Consider the following 18,639-nt stretch of genomic DNA (forward strand, 5'->3'; position numbering starts at 1 on the left):
GACGAGACCAGACCATGTCCCCGACTGCTGCACAGGATTCCCTGCTCACCGGCTTCGACGAGTTCACCGCGACCCGCGCCAGCGAACCGGCGTGGCTGCAGGACAGCCGCGCCCGCGCCGCCGCCACGTTCCGCGCCGAGGGCCTGCCGACGACACGCCACGAGGAGTGGCGCTTCACGCCGGTGACCGGCATCACCGACGTGCCGGCCCGCCCCGTGGCGACCTCGGCAGCCGACGCCAGGGCGATCGACGGCTTCCTGTTTCCCGACTTCGGCGGGCCGCAGCTCGTGTTCGTCGATGGCCGATTCGCACCGGCGCTGTCGCAGGCGCACGCGCTGCCGGCCGGCCTGCGCGTGAGCAGCATCGGCGACCTGCTTGGCACCGATCCCGACCTGCTCCAGCGACACCTCGGTGCGGCCATCCGCTTCCGGCAGCTGGGCTTCACCGCGCTCAACGACGCCTGGTTCACCGACGGCCTGGTGATCGTCGCCGAGGCCAACGTGGTCGTCGAGTCGCCGATCCACGTGCTGTACTTCTCGACCGGCGCGGGCACCTCGTATCCGCGCACGCTGGTGGTCGCCGGCGCCAACAGCCAGCTGTCGCTCGTAGAGAGCTTCGCCGGCCTCGACCGCCCCTACGTGACCAACGCCATCACCGAGGTGCTCTCGGCCGAGGGCGCGCACGTCGACCACTACAAGGTCAACCGCGAGAGCCTCGAGGCGCGCCACGTGTCGAGCACGCACCTGCTGCTGGAGCGCGCGTCGGTGTTCTCGACGCACAACATCTCGCTCGGCGGCCAGTTGACGCGCAACGACATCAACGCGACGCTCGACGGCGAGGGCATCGAGTGCACGGTGAACGGCCTCTACCTGGCCGACGGTGACCGCCTCGTGGACAACCACACGGCCATCGATCACGCCAAGCCGCACTGCCACAGCTACGAGATCTACAAGGGCGTGCTCGACGGCAGCAGCCGCGGCGTGTTCAACGGCAAGATCTTCGTGCGGCAGGACGCCCAGAAGACCGACGCCAAGCAGACCAACCAGGTGCTGCTGCTCTCCGACGACGCGACGATCGACACCAAGCCGCAGCTCGAGATCTTCGCCGACGACGTCAAGTGCACGCACGGCGCGACGGTCGGCCAGCTGAGCGAGGAATCGCTGTTCTACCTGCGCGCCCGCGGCATCGGCAAGGACGACGCCCGCGCCCTGCTGATCCACGCGTTCGCCGAGGACATCGTCGAGCGCATCCGGATCGACGGCGTGCGCCGGGCGCTCGAGCAGGTGCTGCTCGCGCGGTTGCCGATCCGGGAATAGGGTCAGGGCCGTGAGCGCCGACCTGAAGGTCGGCGCCTACACCTCGGGATTCGTAGGCGTCGACCTTCAGGTCGACGCGCGAAAACACATGTTCGACGCAGACGCCGTCCGCCGCGAGTTCCCCATCCTGGACCAGCAGGTCCACGGCAAGCCCCTCGTCTACCTCGACAACGCCAACACGACGCAGAAGCCGCTGTCGGTGATCGAGGCGCTCGACCACTACTACCGGGCCGACAACGCCAACATCCACCGCGCGACCCACCTGCTGAGCGAGCGCGCGACGAAGGCGTACGAGGGCGCGCGCCAACGGATCGCCCGCTTCTTCAACGCCCGCGAGACCGAGGAGATCGTCTTCACGCGCGGCTGCACCGAGGCGATCAACCTCGTGGCGCACGCCTACGCGCGGCCGCGGCTGCAGCCCGGCGACGAGATCCTCGTCACGCGCATGGAGCACCACTCCAACATCGTGCCGTGGCAGATCGTGGCGCAGCAGACCGGCGCCGTGCTGCGCGTGGTGCCGATGGACGAGCATGGCGTGCTCGACATGGCCGCCTTCGAACGGCTGCTCGGGCCGAAGACGCGGCTGGTGTCGGTGATCCACGTCAGCAACGCGCTCGGGACCGTGAACCCGGTGCGCGAGGTCATTCGCCTCGCGAAGGCGCAGGGCGTGCCGGTGCTGCTCGACGGCGCGCAGGCCGCGCCGCACATGCCGGTGGACGTGCGGGAGCTCGATTGCGACTTCTACGCGTGCTCGGCGCACAAGATGTACGGGCCGACGGGCATCGGCGCGCTGTACGGCCGTCGCGCGCTGCTCGAGTCGATGCCGCCGTGGATGGGCGGCGGCGACATGATCGCGTCGGTGACCTTCGAGCACACCGAGTACAACGAGATCCCGTACAAGTTCGAGGCAGGCACGCCGAACATCGCGGGCGTCGTCGGCTTCGGCACGGCCGTCGACTTCCTCTCGCGCTTCGACCTGCGCGAGGTGGCGGCGCACGAGCACGACCTGCTCACGCACGCGACCGAGGCGCTGTCGGCGATCGACGGCATCCGCATCGTCGGCCAGGCCCCTGAGCGCGCCGGCGTCGTGTCGTTCCTGGTGGGCGACGTGCACCCGCACGACGTCGGCACGTTCCTCGACCAGGACGGCGTGGCGGTGCGGACCGGCCAGCACTGTGCGCAGCCGGTCATGGACTTCTACGGCATCACGTCGACGGTGCGCGCCTCGTTCGGTCTCTACAATACGCACGCCGACGTGGACGCCCTCGTCGCGAGCGTCAAGAAGGTGCAAGCATTCTTTTCGTGACGGCAGTCGGCAGTCGGCAGTCAGTTCGTAGCCGTCGGCGTGATGCGTTCGTAGCCGTCGGCCTTGGCCGACGGTCAGTGATGCGTTCGTAGCCGTCGGCCTTCAGGTCGACGGTCAGTGATGCGTTTCGTAGCCGTCGACCTTGAAGACGCGCCGATGTGCGCCTCCGGCGCGCGGCGCGTTCAGGTCGACGGTCAGTGATCTTCCCGGAAGACTGAAGCCGTAGGCCCAAGATGGAACTCCGCGACCTGTACCAGGAAGTCATCCTCGACCACAACAAGCGGCCCCGCAACTTCGGGGTCCTCGAGGGCGGGTCGCAGGCGGCCGGGCACAACCCGATGTGCGGCGACCGCGTGAGCGTCTACGTCCGCATGGACGGCGACCGCGTCGCCGAGGCTCGCTTCACCGGCAACGGCTGCGCGATCAGCAAGGCGTCTGCCTCGATGATGACCGAGGCCGTCACCGGCAGGACGCTCGCCGAGGTCCAGGGCATGTTCACCACCTTCCAGGAGATGGTCACGGGCAAGGCCGAGGCCGACGACGAGAAGGTGGGCAAGCTCGTGGTGCTTTCGGGCGTGTCGGAGTACCCGTCACGCGTCAAGTGCGCGATGCTCGCCTGGCACGCGCTGGTCGCCGCGATCGAGGGCGCCAGCACCACGGTGACGACGGAGGCAATTTGAAATTTGAGATTTGAAATTCCAGTGGGCGACGGCCTCTCGGCCGGTCGCCCTGCGTGGTGCCTGGCGCGAGCGAAGGGCGAAGCCCGAGCCGCCGAGAATTTCGAATTCTAGATTTCAAATTGCGAGGAGCAGCACATGTTTTCGTTCCTGAAGTCCAAGTCCGAGCCCGAACCCGTCGCCGAGAACCCGCTCGCCGCCCCCGTCGAGGCGCCTGACGTGCCGCGCCCGCAGGAGCAGTCGGGACTGAACGTCGGGGCGCTGCTCGAGCCGCCACCCGCGCCGGCGGCCAGTGCGCAGATCGGCCCGAAGGACGAGGCGCGCACGGCGGAGCTGATGCCCAGGGTCGTCGAGGCGATCAGCACCGTGTACGACCCTGAGATCCCGGTCAACATCTACGAGCTCGGGCTCATCTACAAGATCGAGGCCGACGCCGACAGCAAGGTGAAGGTGGAGATGACGCTCACCTCCCCCGCCTGCCCGTCGGCGCAGCAGCTGCCGAGCGAGGTCCGCTACAAGGTCAAGGCGCTCGAGGGCGTGAGCGACGCCTTCGTGGAGGTCGTGTGGGAGCCCGCCTGGACGAAGGACCTCATGAGCGAGGACGCGAAGATCGCGCTGGGGATGTTCTAGTCGGCCTCCGCTCGCTGCCGCGAGCTCGGCCGACAACGCTCACGCGAGCCGGCCGCAGGCCGCCTCGCGAGTTCTCGTCGCATCCACAACCGCTGGCGTGAACTCGGGCGACCGCGCTCACGCGAGCCGGCCGCACGCCGCCTCGCGAGTTCTCGTCGCATCCACAACCGCTGGCGTGAACTCGGGCGACCGCGCTCGCGCGAGCCGGCCGCAGGCCGCCTCGCGAGTTCTCGTCGCATCCACAACCGCTGGCGTGAACTCGGGCGACAACGCTCGCGCGAGCCGGCCGCAGGCCGCCTCGCGAGTTCTCGTCGCATCCACAACCGCTGGCGTGAACTCGGGCGACAACGCTCACGCGAGCCGGCCGCACGCCGCCTCGCGAGTTCTGGGCCGCTACTTCTGCGTGCTGGTGATGTCGACGGCGAGCCCGTCGACGAACGTCACCTCGATCACCTCGCGCCGCGTCTCCCAGGTGTCGATGCTCGTGGCGTAGTCGCCCTGCGTCCCCGGGCGCCGACGCGACGGAAAACCCAGCACCGCATACACGTCGGCCGTCGTCATGCCCTTGCGCAGCGACGCAAGCCGCGGGTCCGAGAAGTCGACGTAGCGCGCAAGCACCTGCATCAGGTCGGCCGGCGACGGCACCCACTGCTCGAGCCGCTTGTCGGGATACCACACGTTGATCCGTGAGCCCCGCTCGAGGCGCTTCCTGGCGATCTCGGCCTTCTTGATCGCCTCCTCGAGCTCGATCCGGCGGTTCTCGGCCATCGTGTCGCGCGATCGATCCATCGACAGCGACAGCAGCTGGCGTTCGATCTCCTTCTTGCGCGCCGGATCGCGCGTGCGATCGCGCTCCTTCTCGAGGTCGAGCTCGCGCGCGCTCTTCGGGATGTAGGCGACCCGGGGCACCACGACGGGATCGTTCCGCGTGCCGTAGCCGCCACCCGCGAGGTGGATCTCGATGTTCTTCGTGTTGACCTTGATGAGGGTGATCGGCGCGCGCGTGCCCCTGGGGAGGGCGGTGCCGAACTCCTTGAGGCGGAGACCGTAGGCCTCGGCGTCGATGTCGGGCTCGCGTTGCGGGTAGACGTCGATGCCGCCGTGCGATGCGGGCATGTCGATCGACATCGTCACCTGCCGCCCCTCGAGCGCCGCCTTCAGCGCGGCGACGCCTTCGGCAGGCTGCGCCCGCACCGTCGCCGTCTGGCACCACACCAGCACGACGCACCCGACACCAATCAGGACGTCAGTGACCCGCATGGGGGACCACCCTGCACCCGACCGCCGACTGCCGACTGCCGTCACTTGCTGGACGAGGTGAACTTCACGACGACGCCGCCCACGAAGGTCACCTCGGTGACGCTCTCGGGGGTCTCCCAGGTCTCGACCACGGCGTCCAGGTCGCCCTGCTTCGACGACCGGCGCCTGGTCGGCGTGCCCAGCAGGTCGTGCACCTCGTCGGTGCTCATCCCCCGCCGCAGCGACGTCGCCCGCATCTCGACCGATCGGAGGCGCGCCGGTCCCAGCTGCGTCTGACCGTTGTCCACGAGCCGGTTGCCCGGCGTGCCGCGCATCACGCCGGGGACGCCGTCCCCGTTGCGCCCATCACCGAAGTCGAGATAGGCCGACAACGAGAGCATCAGCTCCTCGGCCGTCGGCACCCACTGCTCGAGCCGCTTGTCCGGGTACCAGATGTTGAAGCGCGACCCGGCGCTGAGGCGCTTCTCGGCCACCTCGCGCTTCTTGATTGCCGTCAGCGCCTCGGCTTCCCGCTGCGCGGCGCGCTCCTCGCGGTACCGCTCGTCCCGAAGGTAGTTGAGCTCACGGTCGATCGACCGCCGCCGCTCGGGTGAGGCGTCCTTCCGCTCCTTTTCGAGGTCCTGCTCGCGCCGCGACTTGCCGACGTAGGCCGGTGCCACGTATCCGGACTCGTCGCCCCAGGTGCCGTACCCGCCGCCGGCGAGCTGCACCTCGATGTTCTTCTTGTTGACCTTGACCAGGGTGATCATCACCCGGTCTTCCTTGCGGATCGCGATCCCGGCGTCCTTCATCCGCCGCCCGTGCTCGGCGAAGTTCATCTCGGGCTCCTGCTGCAGGTGCAGGTCGATGCCGGCACTGGTCGCCGGCATGTCGATGAGGACCGTCACCTCCCGGCCCTCGAGCGCCTTCTTCAGCGCCGCAGCAGGTCCCGCCGGCTGCGCGGCCGCGTGCGGCGCAGCCAGCAGGGTCGCGGCGAGGGCCACGACGGGCGAGACGGACACGGACAGGCGGAGGGCGATCTGGCGCACGGCTGGCTCCCGGGGAAACGGCTCAACCTAGCACAACGGCCCCAGAAGGCAGGGCGAACAGGAGCCGGGCACCGGGCACCGGGCACGGGCGGGGCACGGGGCGCCGGCGGCATTGGGCATCGCGGCACCGCGGCGTTCCCCTAAAATCCCCCCGTGTCGACTCCCCCGTCAGTACCCGCGATCGTCGGCGCCTCGCTCGACACGTGGAAGCGGCAGCTGCTCGACCTCACCCGCCGCAATCGCGCCCTCAACTTCCGGCCCCTCAAGGTTTCGACGATCGCCATCGTCGACGAGCCGCCCGCCGAGGTGTTCCGGCTGCTCTACGACGAGGAACAGGCGCTCACGTTCGGGATCGGGGGGCGGGAACCGGGGAGCGCGGATCGGCCGCCGGCGCCGCCTGAGGACGATTCGGCTGATCCGTTCGAGGAGGAGCTGGCGGTGCCGGACGCGGGAGCGTTCGAGCCCTATGCGCCCTCGACGCTGCCGCCCGCGCACACCGACCTCGTGCTCCAGACGACCCTCGAGCCCGAGGCGCTCGACCGCGCGCTGCGTCGCATCGAGGAGCAGGCGCGCCTGTCGCTCGAGGAGCGTGGCGTCAACACGCTCTTCCTGGCCCTCGGCCTCCTCCACTACACCGAGGCCGAGACATCCGACGAGGTGTTCCGCGCGCCCATCGTGCTGCTGCCCGTCACGCTGCGACGCTCGTCGGCCCGCGCGCCGTTCACGCTGACGGTCGGCGACGACGAGCCGATGGTGAATCCGGCGCTCGCCGAGTTGCTCCGTCGCCAGTTCGGCCTGGTGATGCCGGACCTGCCGACGGCCGAGGGCGGCACGCTGCAGGACGTGTTCACGGCGCTGCAGGAGCGACTGGCCACGGTGCCAGAGGCCAGGGCGACGCCGCCGTGGAAGGTGACCAGCGACGTGTACCTGGGGCTGTTCTCGTTCCAGAAGCTGGTCATGTACAAGGACCTCGAGGCCAACGCCGCCGCGGTCACCAGCCATCGCCTGATCCACCAGTTGGTGACGCGGCGGGGCGTGGTGAAGGGCGGCGGCCTGGGGCTGCCAGACGATGTGCGGGAGGCCAGGCTCGACGAGGCGCATCCGCCCGAACGCGCCGCCCACGTGGTGGATGCCGATGGCAGCCAGTTGCGGGCGCTGGCCGCGTCGGAGCGCGGCTACGACCTCGTCGTCGAAGGACCGCCGGGCACGGGCAAGTCGCAGACGATCACCAACCTCGTGGCGCAGGCGCTGCACGCCGGCAAGCGCGTGCTGTTCGTGGCCGAGAAGATGGCGGCGCTCGACGTGGTGCACCAGCGCCTGCAGAAGGCCGGACTGGGCGAGTTCTGCCTCGAGCTGCACTCCACGCGGTCCAGCAAACGCGAGGTGGTACGCAGCATCGCCGCGGCCCTCGACGCGTCGCTGCAGGCGCCCGAGCCGGGCGGCGACGCGGCAGCGCGGTTGCCCGAGGTGCGCGAGGCGCTCGGGGCGTACGTGGCGGCCCTCCACGATCCGTTCGGCGCGATCGCGATGTCGCCCTTCGAGGCGTACGGCGCCCTCGCCGCCGTGATCGAGGCGCCGCGCGTCGACTGGCCCGGGGACGCGGAGGCGGTGACGCGCGCGCAGCATGAGAACGCGGTGGCGAAGCTGCGCGGCCTGGCGGCCGCCGCCGAGGCCGCGGGCGACATCGGGACCCACCCGTGGCGCGACACCAGCCGCACGTTCTACCCGCAGGATCAGCTCGACGCCGTGATCGAGGCCGCAAACGACGTGACCGGTCGCATCCCCGAGGTGCGGCATGCCACCAGCGAGGTGCACGACACGCTGGGACTGCCACGGCTCGAGCGCCTGTCGGACATCGGTCGGTTGCGCGAGGTGATCGAGATCCTGCGCCAGTCGCCGGGCGCGCCACTGGGCGTCGTCGACGGCACGGCCTTGCACTTCAATCCCGATGACGTCGTGGAACTCATCGCGGCGGTGACCGAGGTCCGACGGCTCGAAGCCGAGGCAGGCGCGAAGTTCGTCCCCGAGGCACTGCAGGTCGACCACGAGGACGACATCGCCTACATCAACGACCGCTCGGGCATCGTGGGCTCGCTGTTCTGGTGGCTCGACAGCCGCCATCGCGCGATCCGGGCACGGTGGAGCGCGATGCGCCTCCCGGGCTATGCCCCGTCGTTCGTGGACCAGGCGCATGACCTACGGACGGTCGTCGCGCTGCGGCAGGCGCGTGCATCGCTGGAACTGCGTCGAGAGCGCGCCGTGGCCATGTTCGGCAAGGCATGGCAAGGGGCGGCATCCGATCCCGCGCGGCTGACGGCCTACTACGGATGGCTCGTGCGGTTCCGGCACATGCAGGTCCGCGAGCACCTGCCGGCCTCGACGCTGGCACTCGTGGCCGATGGGCACGTGCCGCTCGAGGCCGCAGACCGCCTGGTGCGGCTCGCCACGGCCCTCGAGGAGGCCGTGCAGCGGCTGGCGGCCCTGCTGCAGTGGCGGGCCGACGCGCCCGCTCTCTCGGGCCTGCCCCTCGAACAGCTCCACGCGCGCGTCGCGGACCTGGTGACCGCGGCGCCACGCGCGGCGCGCTGGGGAGCGTTCGTCGCCGCGCAGCAGGAGGTGCGAGAGACCGTCGCCGGTTCGTTGATCGACGCCGCCGCGACGGGCCGACTGACATGGGCCTGCCTGCCGCAGGCAGCCGAGCGCGCGTTCTGGTTCGCGTGGTTGGCCAGGGCCGTCGCCGCGCGGCCGCCGCTGGCCCGCTTCCAGGCGCTCGCGCACGAGCAGCGCGTGCAGGAGTTCCAGGACCTGGACCGTCGCGTGCTCGCCGACAACCGCGCGCGGCTGGTCGCCTCGCTGCGGGCCCGCGTGCAGGCACGGCTGCGGGAGGACGCGGTCGAGGCCGCCATGCCGGTGCTGCGGCGCGAGATGGCCAAGCAGCGAAACCATCGACCGCTGCGCGAGACCCTGCAGCAGGCCGACGCGGCGGTGCGCGCCATCAAGCCGGTGTTCCTCATGAGCCCGCTGTCGGTCGCGCAGTTCACGCGCGGCAACGCGCCGAGCTTCGACATCGTGATCTTCGACGAGGCGTCCCAGCTGCCGCCTGAGGATGCGGTCGGCGCGATCGTGCGCGGGTCGCAGCTGGTGGTGGTCGGCGACCCGAAGCAGTTGCCACCTACCGACTTCTTCGCGGCGCCGCACGAGGTCCAGCCGACGGTCGAGGGCGAGGACGGCGCGGAGGTTCCCGACGCCGAGAGCGTGCTCGAGGCATTCATGGGCTGTGGCGTGCCGATGAGCCGCCTGAAGTGGCACTACCGCAGCGCGCACGAGTCGCTCATCTCGTTCTCCAACGTGAGCTTCTACGACGGCGACCTGCTGACGTTCCCGAGCGTCGAGCCGCTCTCCGATCGACTCGGGCTCACCTTCGAGCACGTCGCCGACGGCATGTACGAGGGCAAGGGCCTGAACCTGGCCGAGGCTCGACGGGTCGCCGCGGCCGTCGTGGCGTTCGCGCGCGAGCAGCTCGAGGTCGAGCGCTCGGGCGGGCGGGCCCTGTCCCTCGGGGTCGGCACCTTCAACCTGCGCCAGCAGCTCGCGATCCTCGACGTGCTCGAGGAATGGCGGCGCGAGGAGCCGGCGATCGAGCCGTTCTTCGACCGGAGCCGTCCGGAACCGTTCTTCGTCAAGAACCTCGAGAACATCCAGGGCGACGAGCGCGACGTGGTGTTCCTCAGCGTCACGTATGCCAGGGGGCGCGACGGCCGCCTGCGCCAGAACTTCGGGCCGTTGAACGGCGAGAACGGCTGGCGACGCCTGAACGTGATCACCACCCGGGCGCGTCGCGCGATGCGCGTCTTCGCGTCGATGCGTGGCAGCGACATCCAGGACGGGCAGTCACGCGGCGGGCCACTGCTGAAGGCGTTCCTCGAGTACGCCGAATCGGGGCGGCTCGATCAGCCGGCGCTGCGGGCGATGGGCCGGGCCGAGTCGCCGTTCGAACGCGAGGTCGTGCGCGATCTCGCCCGGCGCGGCCACCTGGTGGAATCGCAGGTCGGAGTCGCCGGCTACCGCATCGACATCGGCGTGCGCGATCCCGACGCGCCCGGGCGGTACCTGCTGGGCATCGAGTGCGACGGCGTGGCCTACCACGCGTCGGAGACGGCGCGCGATCGCGACCGCCTGCGCCAGCAGGTGCTCGAGGCGCGAGGGTGGACGATCCTGCGGCTGTGGAGCACCGACTGGTTCAAGGATCGCGCCGGCCAGATGGAACGCCTCGAGCAGGCGATCGCGGGCGCGCGGGCGCGGCGCGCCGCCGCCCCGCCGGTCACCGCCGTCGTGCCGTCCGTGCAGGAGACGGCGCCTCCCCCGGTGGCCGCGGCTGCTGCTGCGGCAGGCGCGCCCGAGCCTGCTCCGGCACGCCCGTTGGTCGCCCCTGACGCGCCCCGTGCGGTCGATCCTGATCTGCCGCTGCCCTACGAGAAGGCTGGCAAGCCGGCGCGGTTGCCGGGAGACGCCGCGCTCGATTGCGACCTCGAGGCACTGTCGGCGATCGTGACGCACGTGGTGAGGATCGAGTCGCCGGTGCACGAGGACGACGTGGTGGCACGCGTCGCGGGCTACTGGGAGCAGCGTGCCGGGACGCGGATCCGGGCGCACGTGCTGGCCGCCTGCGCTCGCGCCGCGTCGAAGGGCGCGGTCGAGCGCCGTGGCGAGTTCCTGTGGGCGCCTGGCTCGACGTGCCGGCCCCGTGATCGATCGGGCAGCGGCATCGCCGCCGATCGCATCGCGCCCGAGGAGTACGAGGCCGCGGTGCGCGCCTCGCTGGCCAACGGGCGCGTCCTCAGACGCGAGGCGCTGCTGGCCGAGGCGCGTCGTCGGCTCGGCTTCGAGCGCACCGGCCCGACCATCGCCGCGGCCCTCGAGTCTGCCATGGATCGCCTGGTGAGCACCGCGACCGTCGGCGAGGGCAGCGAGGGCTACCGGCTGCGGTAAGGAGGGCCGATACACCGGCCCTCCTTACCGCAAATGCCGCGATGCCGGGAATGCCGAATGTCGAGGGCCACGACGGGAGTGACGCCGACGACGGCGTGCAACGGCGCGGTCGGAGACCGCGCCCTACCTGTGGGCTACTGCCGATCGAACCGTTCGCAGCTCCACCCGTTGTCGATGGCGGGCAGTTCGAGCTCCCACGACGCGAGGCCGCGCGTCGGACCCGATGCCGTGCGTGACGCCGGCGCGTCGGGCGCGAGGCGTTCGGGGTCGAGCGCTCCTGCGATGGCGACGCGGGCATCCTCGAGGTGCCGTCGCGTGGCGGCATCGGTCGCGCGCGGGAGCGCGGCGCGGATCTCGCCGTCGAGTGCCTTGAGCTCACCGCGATAGAGCGCCCGCGCCTCGTCCGCCGAGGGCGTGATGCGGGCCGCCGCCAGCTCGATGTAGGCGCGCTGCAGGTTGCGGCGGTAGGGGTCGATCGCGACCGTGCCGAGCGAGAGCTCCGACCACAGCCCGCGGCGCACGTCGCCGAGGAACGTCGCCGGCTGGTACGCCGCGGCGCCGTCGATCGCCGAGAGTTCCACCATGCGCGCGAGGCGCGCCGGGCTCAGCAGGTTCGACAGGATGCGGCCCTGTGCGGCCTTGACGCGATCGAGCGATCCCGTGGGCTCGACGCGGCGCAGGATCTCGGCGTTGAGCAGGAACGCTGGCGTCGCGAAAGCGCGCTGGTTGAGGAACGCCACCGCCTCGGCCTGCCGGGCCTTCGGAATCGGCGCGAAGCGGACGCCCTGCTGGCCGCCGTGCTTCTGCTGCGAGTCGAGCCCGCCGACCACCGACACCACGTGATTGAGCTCGGTGGCCCACTGCCCCACCGTGCGGCCGTACAGCTCGGTCAGGTCCCGCCAGTTCTCGCCGGGCTGCGTCGTGGCCGGCAGCAGCATGCCGGCGACACGCTCCAGGTTCTTCAGGCCGAGCGTCGTCGCGGCCACCGCGTTGCCGTCGCCGACCGCCTCGGTGAGCTCGCCGGGATCGCTCCCCATGCTGCCCGCCGTCGAGAACCGCAGGTACGGCTTGCCGTCCTGCTCGCGCGCCCAGGCGTCGAGCGTGGCCTTCTCGTCCTCGGGACGCTTCGCGCCGGGAATCGGCGTGTAGCCCCACCTGGTCGCCCACACGTCGTAGGGCCCGATGCCGGGGATGAGCAGCTTCGGGTCGATGCGGTCCTCGGGCTGCGCCACGTAGTTGAAGCGCGAGTAGTCCATCAGCGTAGGCGTGTGGCCCATCGTCTTCAGCCACGCCGGATCGCGCAGCTTCTCGATCGGGTACAACGAGCTCGCCTTCATGTTGTGCTGGAAGCCGAGCGTGTGGCCGACCTCGTGCGCGACGACGTACTGCACCAGCTCGCCCATCAGGTCGTCGGGCATCGGCAGCGACTTGACGCGCGGGTCGAGCGGCCCCACCTGCGTGAAGTACCACGCACGCTGGAGGTTCATGATGTTGTGGTACATCTGGATGTCCGACTCGAGGATCTCGCCGGTGCGCGGGTCGCTGACGTGCGGCCCGCTGGCGTTCTCGATCGTCGAGGGCAGCCAGCGCACCACCGAGTAGCGCGCATCTTCCGGGCTCCACTCCGGGTCGTCCTTCGGCGCGTCCTTCGCCACGATCGCGTTGCGGAAGCCCGCCGCCTCGAAGGCCGGCTGCCACTGCTCGATGCCCTTCTTGATGTAGGGCACCAGCCTGGCGGGCGTGGCCGGATCCACGTAGTACACGATCGGCTTCACCGGCTCGGACACCGCCGCCGACGGGTCCTTCTTCTCGAGGCGCCACCGCGTGATGTAGCGACGCTCCGGGGCGCGGTGCTCGTCGACGCCGTAGTCCATCTGCCGCACGGTGAAGTAGCCGACGCGTTCGTCGTACAGTCGCGGCAGCATCGGCTGCTCCGGCAGCTTCACCATGCTGAAGTTCATGAGCACGCTGTAGCTGCCGGGACGCAGCGGCGGCGGCGCGAACGGGCTGGCCGGCGCCGGCGGTCCCTGTGACGCGGGCGAGGCGTCGGGCGGCACCGTGTAGGTGTGAATCGCCTGGATCTCGATGTTGGTCGGGAACGCGAGGGCCTTCTCCACGAAGGCGCGGGTCGGGTCGAAGCCGCGGGCCCGCAGCCGTGGCCGCACCGACAGCTCGGGAAGCTCGGTGGTGAACAGCCGCGTGACGTCGATGACCACCGACTTCTGGTCCTTGCCGAACGCCTCCACGTTGAAGCTCATGACGATCGGGTCGAAGTTGGCCGCGGCGACCGCCTTGGAGATCGGCAGGCCCTTGTCGGCGACCACGTCGTAGGAGACCTTGCGCAGCAGCACGCGGTTCTCGCGCCGATCCCACCGCACCACCTCGTCACCCGCGAACTGGCCGCCGTAGCCCACTCCCAGCGTCGTCTGGGCGATCTGGGTGACCCACAGGAACTCCTTGCCGAATTCGCTGGTGGGGATTTCGTAGTAGACCTTGTCCTTCACGCGATGGACCGTGAAGACGCCGTCGTCCGACTTCGCGTCCTTGGTGATGACGCGGTCGTACGGCTTGGGCTCGGTCGACGCCTCACGCGCCGCAGGCCCCCCCGGGGCGCGAGGCGCCGCGCCGTCGGCAGTCGGCGGGGTGGCCGGGTCCTGATCGGGGGGCGTGGGCGGCTGGGCGGCGGCGGTGGAGGCGACGCCGAGGAGGGCCGCCAGGACCAGGGCGCATGGGATGACTCGTCGCATTGCAAAGGTCTCCAACCAGGGAAGGCAGGGCAGGTTGTCCCCAACCCGGCCCTACCGGCGATGCTGTTCTCTACGTCTGACGCGCCGCGTGCGCTTCAGAGGGGGCAGGCCGCGCCCTACCTGCCCGGAGGGCGTCAGGCCATCGGCCACAGCCACGCGAGCGCCAGCGTGGCCACCAGCCCCACGCAGCCCTCGATGAACACCATCACGCTCACCGACCGCAGCGTCTCGGCCTCGGTCATGCCGCTCATCCTGGCGATGACCCAGAAGCCGCTGTCGTTCATCCACATGCCGATCTTGGAACCGGCACCGATGGCCACCGCCACGTACACCGGGTGGTACGGCAGCCCGCCGGCGAGCGCAATCGGGCCGACGATGCCCACGGCGGTGATCATGGCCACGGTCGCCGACCCCTGTGCGATGCGCACGAGCGCCGTGACGGCCCAGGCGATCGGGATGAGCAGCAGCTTCTGCGATGGCACCGTCGCCGCCGCCAGCTCGGCCATGCCAGCCTGCCGCAGCACCGTGCCGAGCGCGCCGCCCGCGGCAATCACGAGGATGATCTCGCCCGCCTCGATCACGCCGTCCTTCACGGTCTTGCGCACCAGCTCGGCGCGCCCCTCGGGTGCCGGGGCATAGACCACGAGCAGCATGATGGCCGCGGCCGCCGACAGCGTCAGCGCGAGGTTCTTGTCGCCGAGCACCCGGACGACCTGCACCAGCCACTCGGGCAGGCCGCGGCTGCCCGCCTCGAGCGCCGAATCCGCGCTGATGAGGATCACCGGAAGAAGGATTGGTAGCAGCGAGAGCACCAGCGGCGGGAGACGGCGCGTGCCCGCGAGCATCGCCGAGGCCTCGGGGGTCTCGACGGCGCCGCCCGGGCCGCTTCGCACCTCGAGCGGCCAGCGCTGGTCGGCGTAGCGCGCATAGCCGTAGCCGGCCACCGCCGCAATCGTCGACACGATCAGGCCCTGCTGCATCATCAGCGCGATGTCGATGCCCATCGCCTGCGCCACGAACAGCGGACCCGGCGTCGGCGGCACCAGCGAGTGCGTCATCGTCGCGCCGGCAACGATCGTCATGACGAACAGCAGGTAGTTCCGGCGCGTGTCGCGCCACATCGCCTTGGCCAGCGGCAGGAGCAGGTAGAACACGGCCTCGGCGAACATCGGGATGCCGAGCAGCAGCCCGCTGCCCAGGAAGGCGAAGGGCGTGCGCGAGGGCCCGAGGGCGTTGCGGAGCGACACCACGATCCGCTCGGCGCCATGGGCGGCCATCAGGCAGCCGCCGAGGATCGACGCCATCGCGATGAGGATGCCGATGTCGAGCGCGGTGCGGCCGAAGCCGGCGGCGACCCGTTCGCCGATGGTGTCGCCGGCAACCCGCGCCGCGGCCTTCGCCGTCGCCTCCGTGGCGACCCACAGGCCCGGGATCGGCGCCGACAGATCGTCGGGCGTCGTGTCCAGGGCTGTCTCCTGTCCGGGTGCCCCGGGCTGGAAGACGGTCGCCTTCCCGACTCGTCGAGGCGGCGCCCCCGGCTCCAGCCGGTACAGGCCGTACTCGACGCCCTGTCTCAGCTGTCCCGGCCGGGCGAGCGCGAGCGCGTGGTGGTCGCCGGTCGAGAGGCGGTCGATGCGGACGGCATCCTTCGACAACTCGTACCGCTCGATCGCCGGCCCGGGCGTGATCGCCGCGACGGCCAGCGCCGCGACGATGAGCGTGAGGAAGGCGTGGAGGCGGAAGGCCAGCACGCCCGTGATCACGATCCCGAGGGCGACCGCCAGGATCAGCAATGGACTCAAGAGGCGCCTAGCGTAGACTTCCGGCACGCAATTTTCCAGTCAACCCATGCCGGACGTCAGAGATCCCTCCCGCCTCCGATCCCAACGCTGGTTCGCGCCCGACGACCTCCGCAGCTTCGGCCATCGCAGCCGACTGCGACAGCTGGGGTTCTCCGCGGGCGACGCCGAGGGGCGCCCGGTCATCGCCATCCTCAACACGTGGAGCGACCTGCAGCAGTGCCACGGGCACTTCCGCGAGCGCGCCGAGGACGTCAAGCAGGGCGTGTGGCAGGCGGGCGGCTTCCCGGTGGAGATGCCGGTGCTGTCGCTGTCGGAGATGTTCGTCAAGCCGACGGCGATGTTCTACCGCAACCTCCTGTCGCTCGAGGTCGAGGAGATCCTGCGCTCGCACCCGATCGACGGCGTCGTGCTCATGGGCGGCTGCGACAAGACCGTGCCGGGCCTGCTGATGGGCGCGATCTCGATGAACCTGCCGGCGATCTTCGTGCCCGCCGGGCCGATGCTGGCCGGGCGGTTCCGCACCGAGCGGCTCGGCAGCGGCACCGACGTGTGGAAGTACTGGGCCGAGCGCAAGGCGGGCAACCTCGATGAGTGCGCGATGCGCCAGATCGAGGAAGGCATCTCCCGCTCGCCCGGCACGTGCATGACGATGGGCACGGCGTCGACGATGGCGTCGATCGTCGAGGCGATGGGGATGACGCTCACCGGCGCGGCGTCGATTCCGGCGGTGCACTCGGCGCACGCCCGCATGGCGATGGCGGCCGGCAAGCGCGCCGTCGATCTGGTGTGGGAGGACCTGCGCCCCTCGCACATCCTGACGGCCGACGCGTTCCGCAACGGCGTGGTGACCGACATGGCGATCTGCGGGTCGACCAACGCGATCATCCACCTGATCGCGATGGCGCGCCGCGCCGGGGTGCCGCTCACCATCGAGGACTTCGACCGCATCTCGCGCGAGGTGCCGGTGATCTGCAACCTGCGGCCGGCCGGTGAGTTCCTGATGGAGGACTTCCACGACGCCGGCGGCGTGCCGGCCCTGCTCACGCGCCTGCGCGACCACCTGACGCTCGACTGCAGGACGGTGTCGGGCCGCACGCTGGGCGAAGCGATCGCGGGGGCGGAGGTGCTGTCGGACGAGGTGATCCGGCCGATCGACAGGCCGCTCGCCCGCGCCGGCGGCACGTTCGTTTTGCGCGGCAACCTCGCGCCCGACGGCTGCGTGATCAAGCCGACGGCCGCCGAGCCTCGGCTGCTGAAGCACACCGGGCCGGCGATCGTGTTCGCGTCGTACGGCGAGATGAAGGTGCGGATCGATGCCGACGACCTCGAGGTCACGCCGGATCACGTGATCGTGTTGCAGCAGGCGGGCCCGGTCGGCGCGCCCGGCATGCCGGAATGGGGCATGCTGCCGATTCCGAAGAAGCTGCTGCAGCAGGGCGTGCGCGACATGGTGCGCATCTCCGACGCGCGCATGTCGGGCACCAGCTACGGCACGTGCGTGCTGCACGTGGCGCCGGAGTCGGCGATCGGCGGTCCGCTCGCGATGGTGCGCGATGGCGACCTGATCGAGATCGACGTCGAGGCGCGCCGCATCCACCTGCACGTGAGCGACGAGGAACTGGCCGCGCGCCGCGCCGCCTGGACGCCGCCGCCACGCCGCTACGAGCGCGGCTACAGCCGCCTGTTCCTGGATCAGACCTCGCAGGCGCCCGACGGCTGCGACTTCACGTTCCTCGAGGGCACGGCGCCGACGCCGGAGCCGGACATCTACTGAGTTCTGGCAATTTCAGGATTGGAGAATTTCAGAATTGCATCACCACCAAAGCACTTCGACGACTGCTGGTGGTAAGGAACTTCTGAAATTCCTGAAATTCCTGAAATGCTCCAATTTCGCGAGCCTCCCATGCTGACCACGCCCCTGACTCCCGACCACTTCGATCGTTCCGTGATGGCCGTGCCGCCGCTGGCGCGGGCGGCCGATCGCTCGCTTGCCGAGGACGCCAACGCGCGCATCATCGGCCACCTCGAGGCCGGCGGGGTGCGGTTGCTGCTGTATGGCGGCAACGCGAACTTCTACCACCTGCCCCTGGCCGAGTACGACGCGGCGCTGTCGATGCTGGCGCGGCTCGCGGGGGACGACACGCTGGTGGTGCCGTCGGCGGGGCCGACCTACCCGCTGCTGATCGAGCAGGCCAGGACGCTGCGCCGGCACGCGTTCCCGGTGGTGATGGTGCTGCCGCAGCGTGGCATCACGACGAGCGCGGGCGTCGCCGACGCGATCCGCGAGTTCTCCCAGGCCGCCGGCCTGCCCGTGATCGTGTACGTGAAGGACGATGGCTACATCGAGCCGGAGGAGATCGCCGCGCTCGACAAGGAAGGCCTGGTCGCGGCCATCAAGTACGCCGTCGTGCGTCCCGACACGGGCACCGACCCGTACCTGCGCAAGCTGGTGTCGATGGTCGACACGCGCAAGATCATCAGCGGCATCGGCGAGCAGCCGGCGATCGTGCACGTGCGCGATTTCGGGCTGGGTGGGTTCACCAGTGGCTGCGTGTGCGTGGCGCCGGCGCTGTCGCAGCAGATGCTGGCGGCCGTCAAGCGCCAGGACTGGGCCGAGGCCGAGCGGATCCGCGCAATCTTCAAGCCGCTCGAGGACCTGCGCAACGGCATCAACCCGATCCGCGTGCTGCACCGCGCCGTCGAGGGCGCCGGCATCGCGCCGACCGGGCCTCTCCTGCCGATGCTGACCACCGTCGGGACGGAACATCACGCCGCGATCGACGCGGCAGCGCAGGCACTGCTGCAGGCGCAGGGGTAGGCGGTACGGCTTACGGCATCGGGCTCAGGGCTCAGAAAGCATGCCGGTCAGAGAGGTGATGGTTTC

Annotated in this window: 11 protein-coding genes; 7 read left to right on the top strand and 4 right to left on the bottom strand. The window is 70.4% G+C overall.

Translation table 11 applies throughout. From position 1 onward, the window contains the following. The first annotated feature begins 14 nt into the window (after window positions 1-14). From sufD to TBR22_RS25725, 4 genes are all read left to right on the top strand, one after another. A complete protein-coding gene (sufD, locus tag TBR22_RS25710; RefSeq protein ID WP_239490706.1) occupies window positions 15-1,316 on the top strand; it encodes a Fe-S cluster assembly protein SufD in 1,302 nt (433 codons plus the stop codon). An 88-nt stretch (window positions 1,317-1,404) separates the two neighbouring features. After that, window positions 1,405-2,622 (top strand): cysteine desulfurase, encoded by a 1,218-nt coding sequence (locus TBR22_RS25715; protein ID WP_239493525.1) that lies wholly within the window; start codon window positions 1,405-1,407, stop codon window positions 2,620-2,622. A gap of 233 nt (window positions 2,623-2,855) precedes the next feature. Next, a complete protein-coding gene (sufU, locus tag TBR22_RS25720) occupies window positions 2,856-3,302 on the top strand; it encodes a Fe-S cluster assembly sulfur transfer protein SufU (RefSeq protein ID WP_239490707.1) in 447 nt (148 codons plus the stop codon). 135 nt (window positions 3,303-3,437) lie between these two features. Next, window positions 3,438-3,929 carry a DUF59 domain-containing protein gene (locus TBR22_RS25725; RefSeq protein WP_239490708.1) on the top strand — a complete coding sequence of 164 codons (492 nt, stop codon included), beginning with the start codon at window positions 3,438-3,440 and terminating at the stop codon, window positions 3,927-3,929. 393 nt (window positions 3,930-4,322) lie between these two features. On the opposite strand, the gene TBR22_RS25730 is transcribed toward TBR22_RS25725, so the two are convergent. Beyond that, on the bottom strand, window positions 4,323-5,189 hold the full coding sequence (locus TBR22_RS25730; RefSeq protein ID WP_239490709.1) for an enkurin domain-containing protein: 867 nt from the start codon (window positions 5,187-5,189) through the stop codon (window positions 4,323-4,325). Between the two features lie 41 nt (window positions 5,190-5,230). Further along, a complete protein-coding gene (locus TBR22_RS25735; protein ID WP_239490710.1) occupies window positions 5,231-6,217 on the bottom strand; it encodes a hypothetical protein in 987 nt (328 codons plus the stop codon). A 153-nt stretch (window positions 6,218-6,370) separates the two neighbouring features. Between TBR22_RS25735 and TBR22_RS25740 the strand changes: the two genes are divergently transcribed. Continuing rightward, the gene (locus tag TBR22_RS25740) at window positions 6,371-11,206 is read left to right on the top strand and encodes a DUF3320 domain-containing protein (RefSeq protein ID WP_239490711.1); all 4,836 of its coding nucleotides are present in this window, start codon (window positions 6,371-6,373) and stop codon (window positions 11,204-11,206) included. Window positions 11,207-11,340: 134 nt separating this feature from the next. On the opposite strand, the gene TBR22_RS25745 is transcribed toward TBR22_RS25740, so the two are convergent. Both TBR22_RS25745 and TBR22_RS25750 read right to left on the bottom strand, forming a co-directional pair. Continuing rightward, a complete protein-coding gene (locus TBR22_RS25745) occupies window positions 11,341-13,953 on the bottom strand; it encodes a zinc-dependent metalloprotease (RefSeq protein WP_239490712.1) in 2,613 nt (870 codons plus the stop codon). 134 nt (window positions 13,954-14,087) lie between these two features. Then, window positions 14,088-15,755: a GntP family permease gene (locus TBR22_RS25750; protein ID WP_239490713.1), complete on the bottom strand. Its 1,668-nt coding sequence runs from the start codon at window positions 15,753-15,755 to the stop codon at window positions 14,088-14,090. Window positions 15,756-15,801: 46 nt separating this feature from the next. On the opposite strand from TBR22_RS25750, the gene araD reads away from it, so the two are divergent. Together araD and TBR22_RS25760 are read left to right on the top strand one after the other, a co-directional pair. Then, a complete protein-coding gene (gene araD, locus TBR22_RS25755) occupies window positions 15,802-17,529 on the top strand; it encodes an L-arabinonate dehydratase (RefSeq protein ID WP_239490714.1) in 1,728 nt (575 codons plus the stop codon). A 129-nt stretch (window positions 17,530-17,658) separates the two neighbouring features. Then, window positions 17,659-18,573, top strand: coding sequence for a dihydrodipicolinate synthase family protein (locus TBR22_RS25760; protein ID WP_239490715.1), 915 nt, complete (start codon window positions 17,659-17,661; stop codon window positions 18,571-18,573). Window positions 18,574-18,639: the final 66 nt, after the last annotated feature.

This window comes from Luteitalea sp. TBR-22 (assembly GCF_016865485.1).
Lineage (GTDB): Bacteria > Acidobacteriota > Vicinamibacteria > Vicinamibacterales > Vicinamibacteraceae > Luteitalea.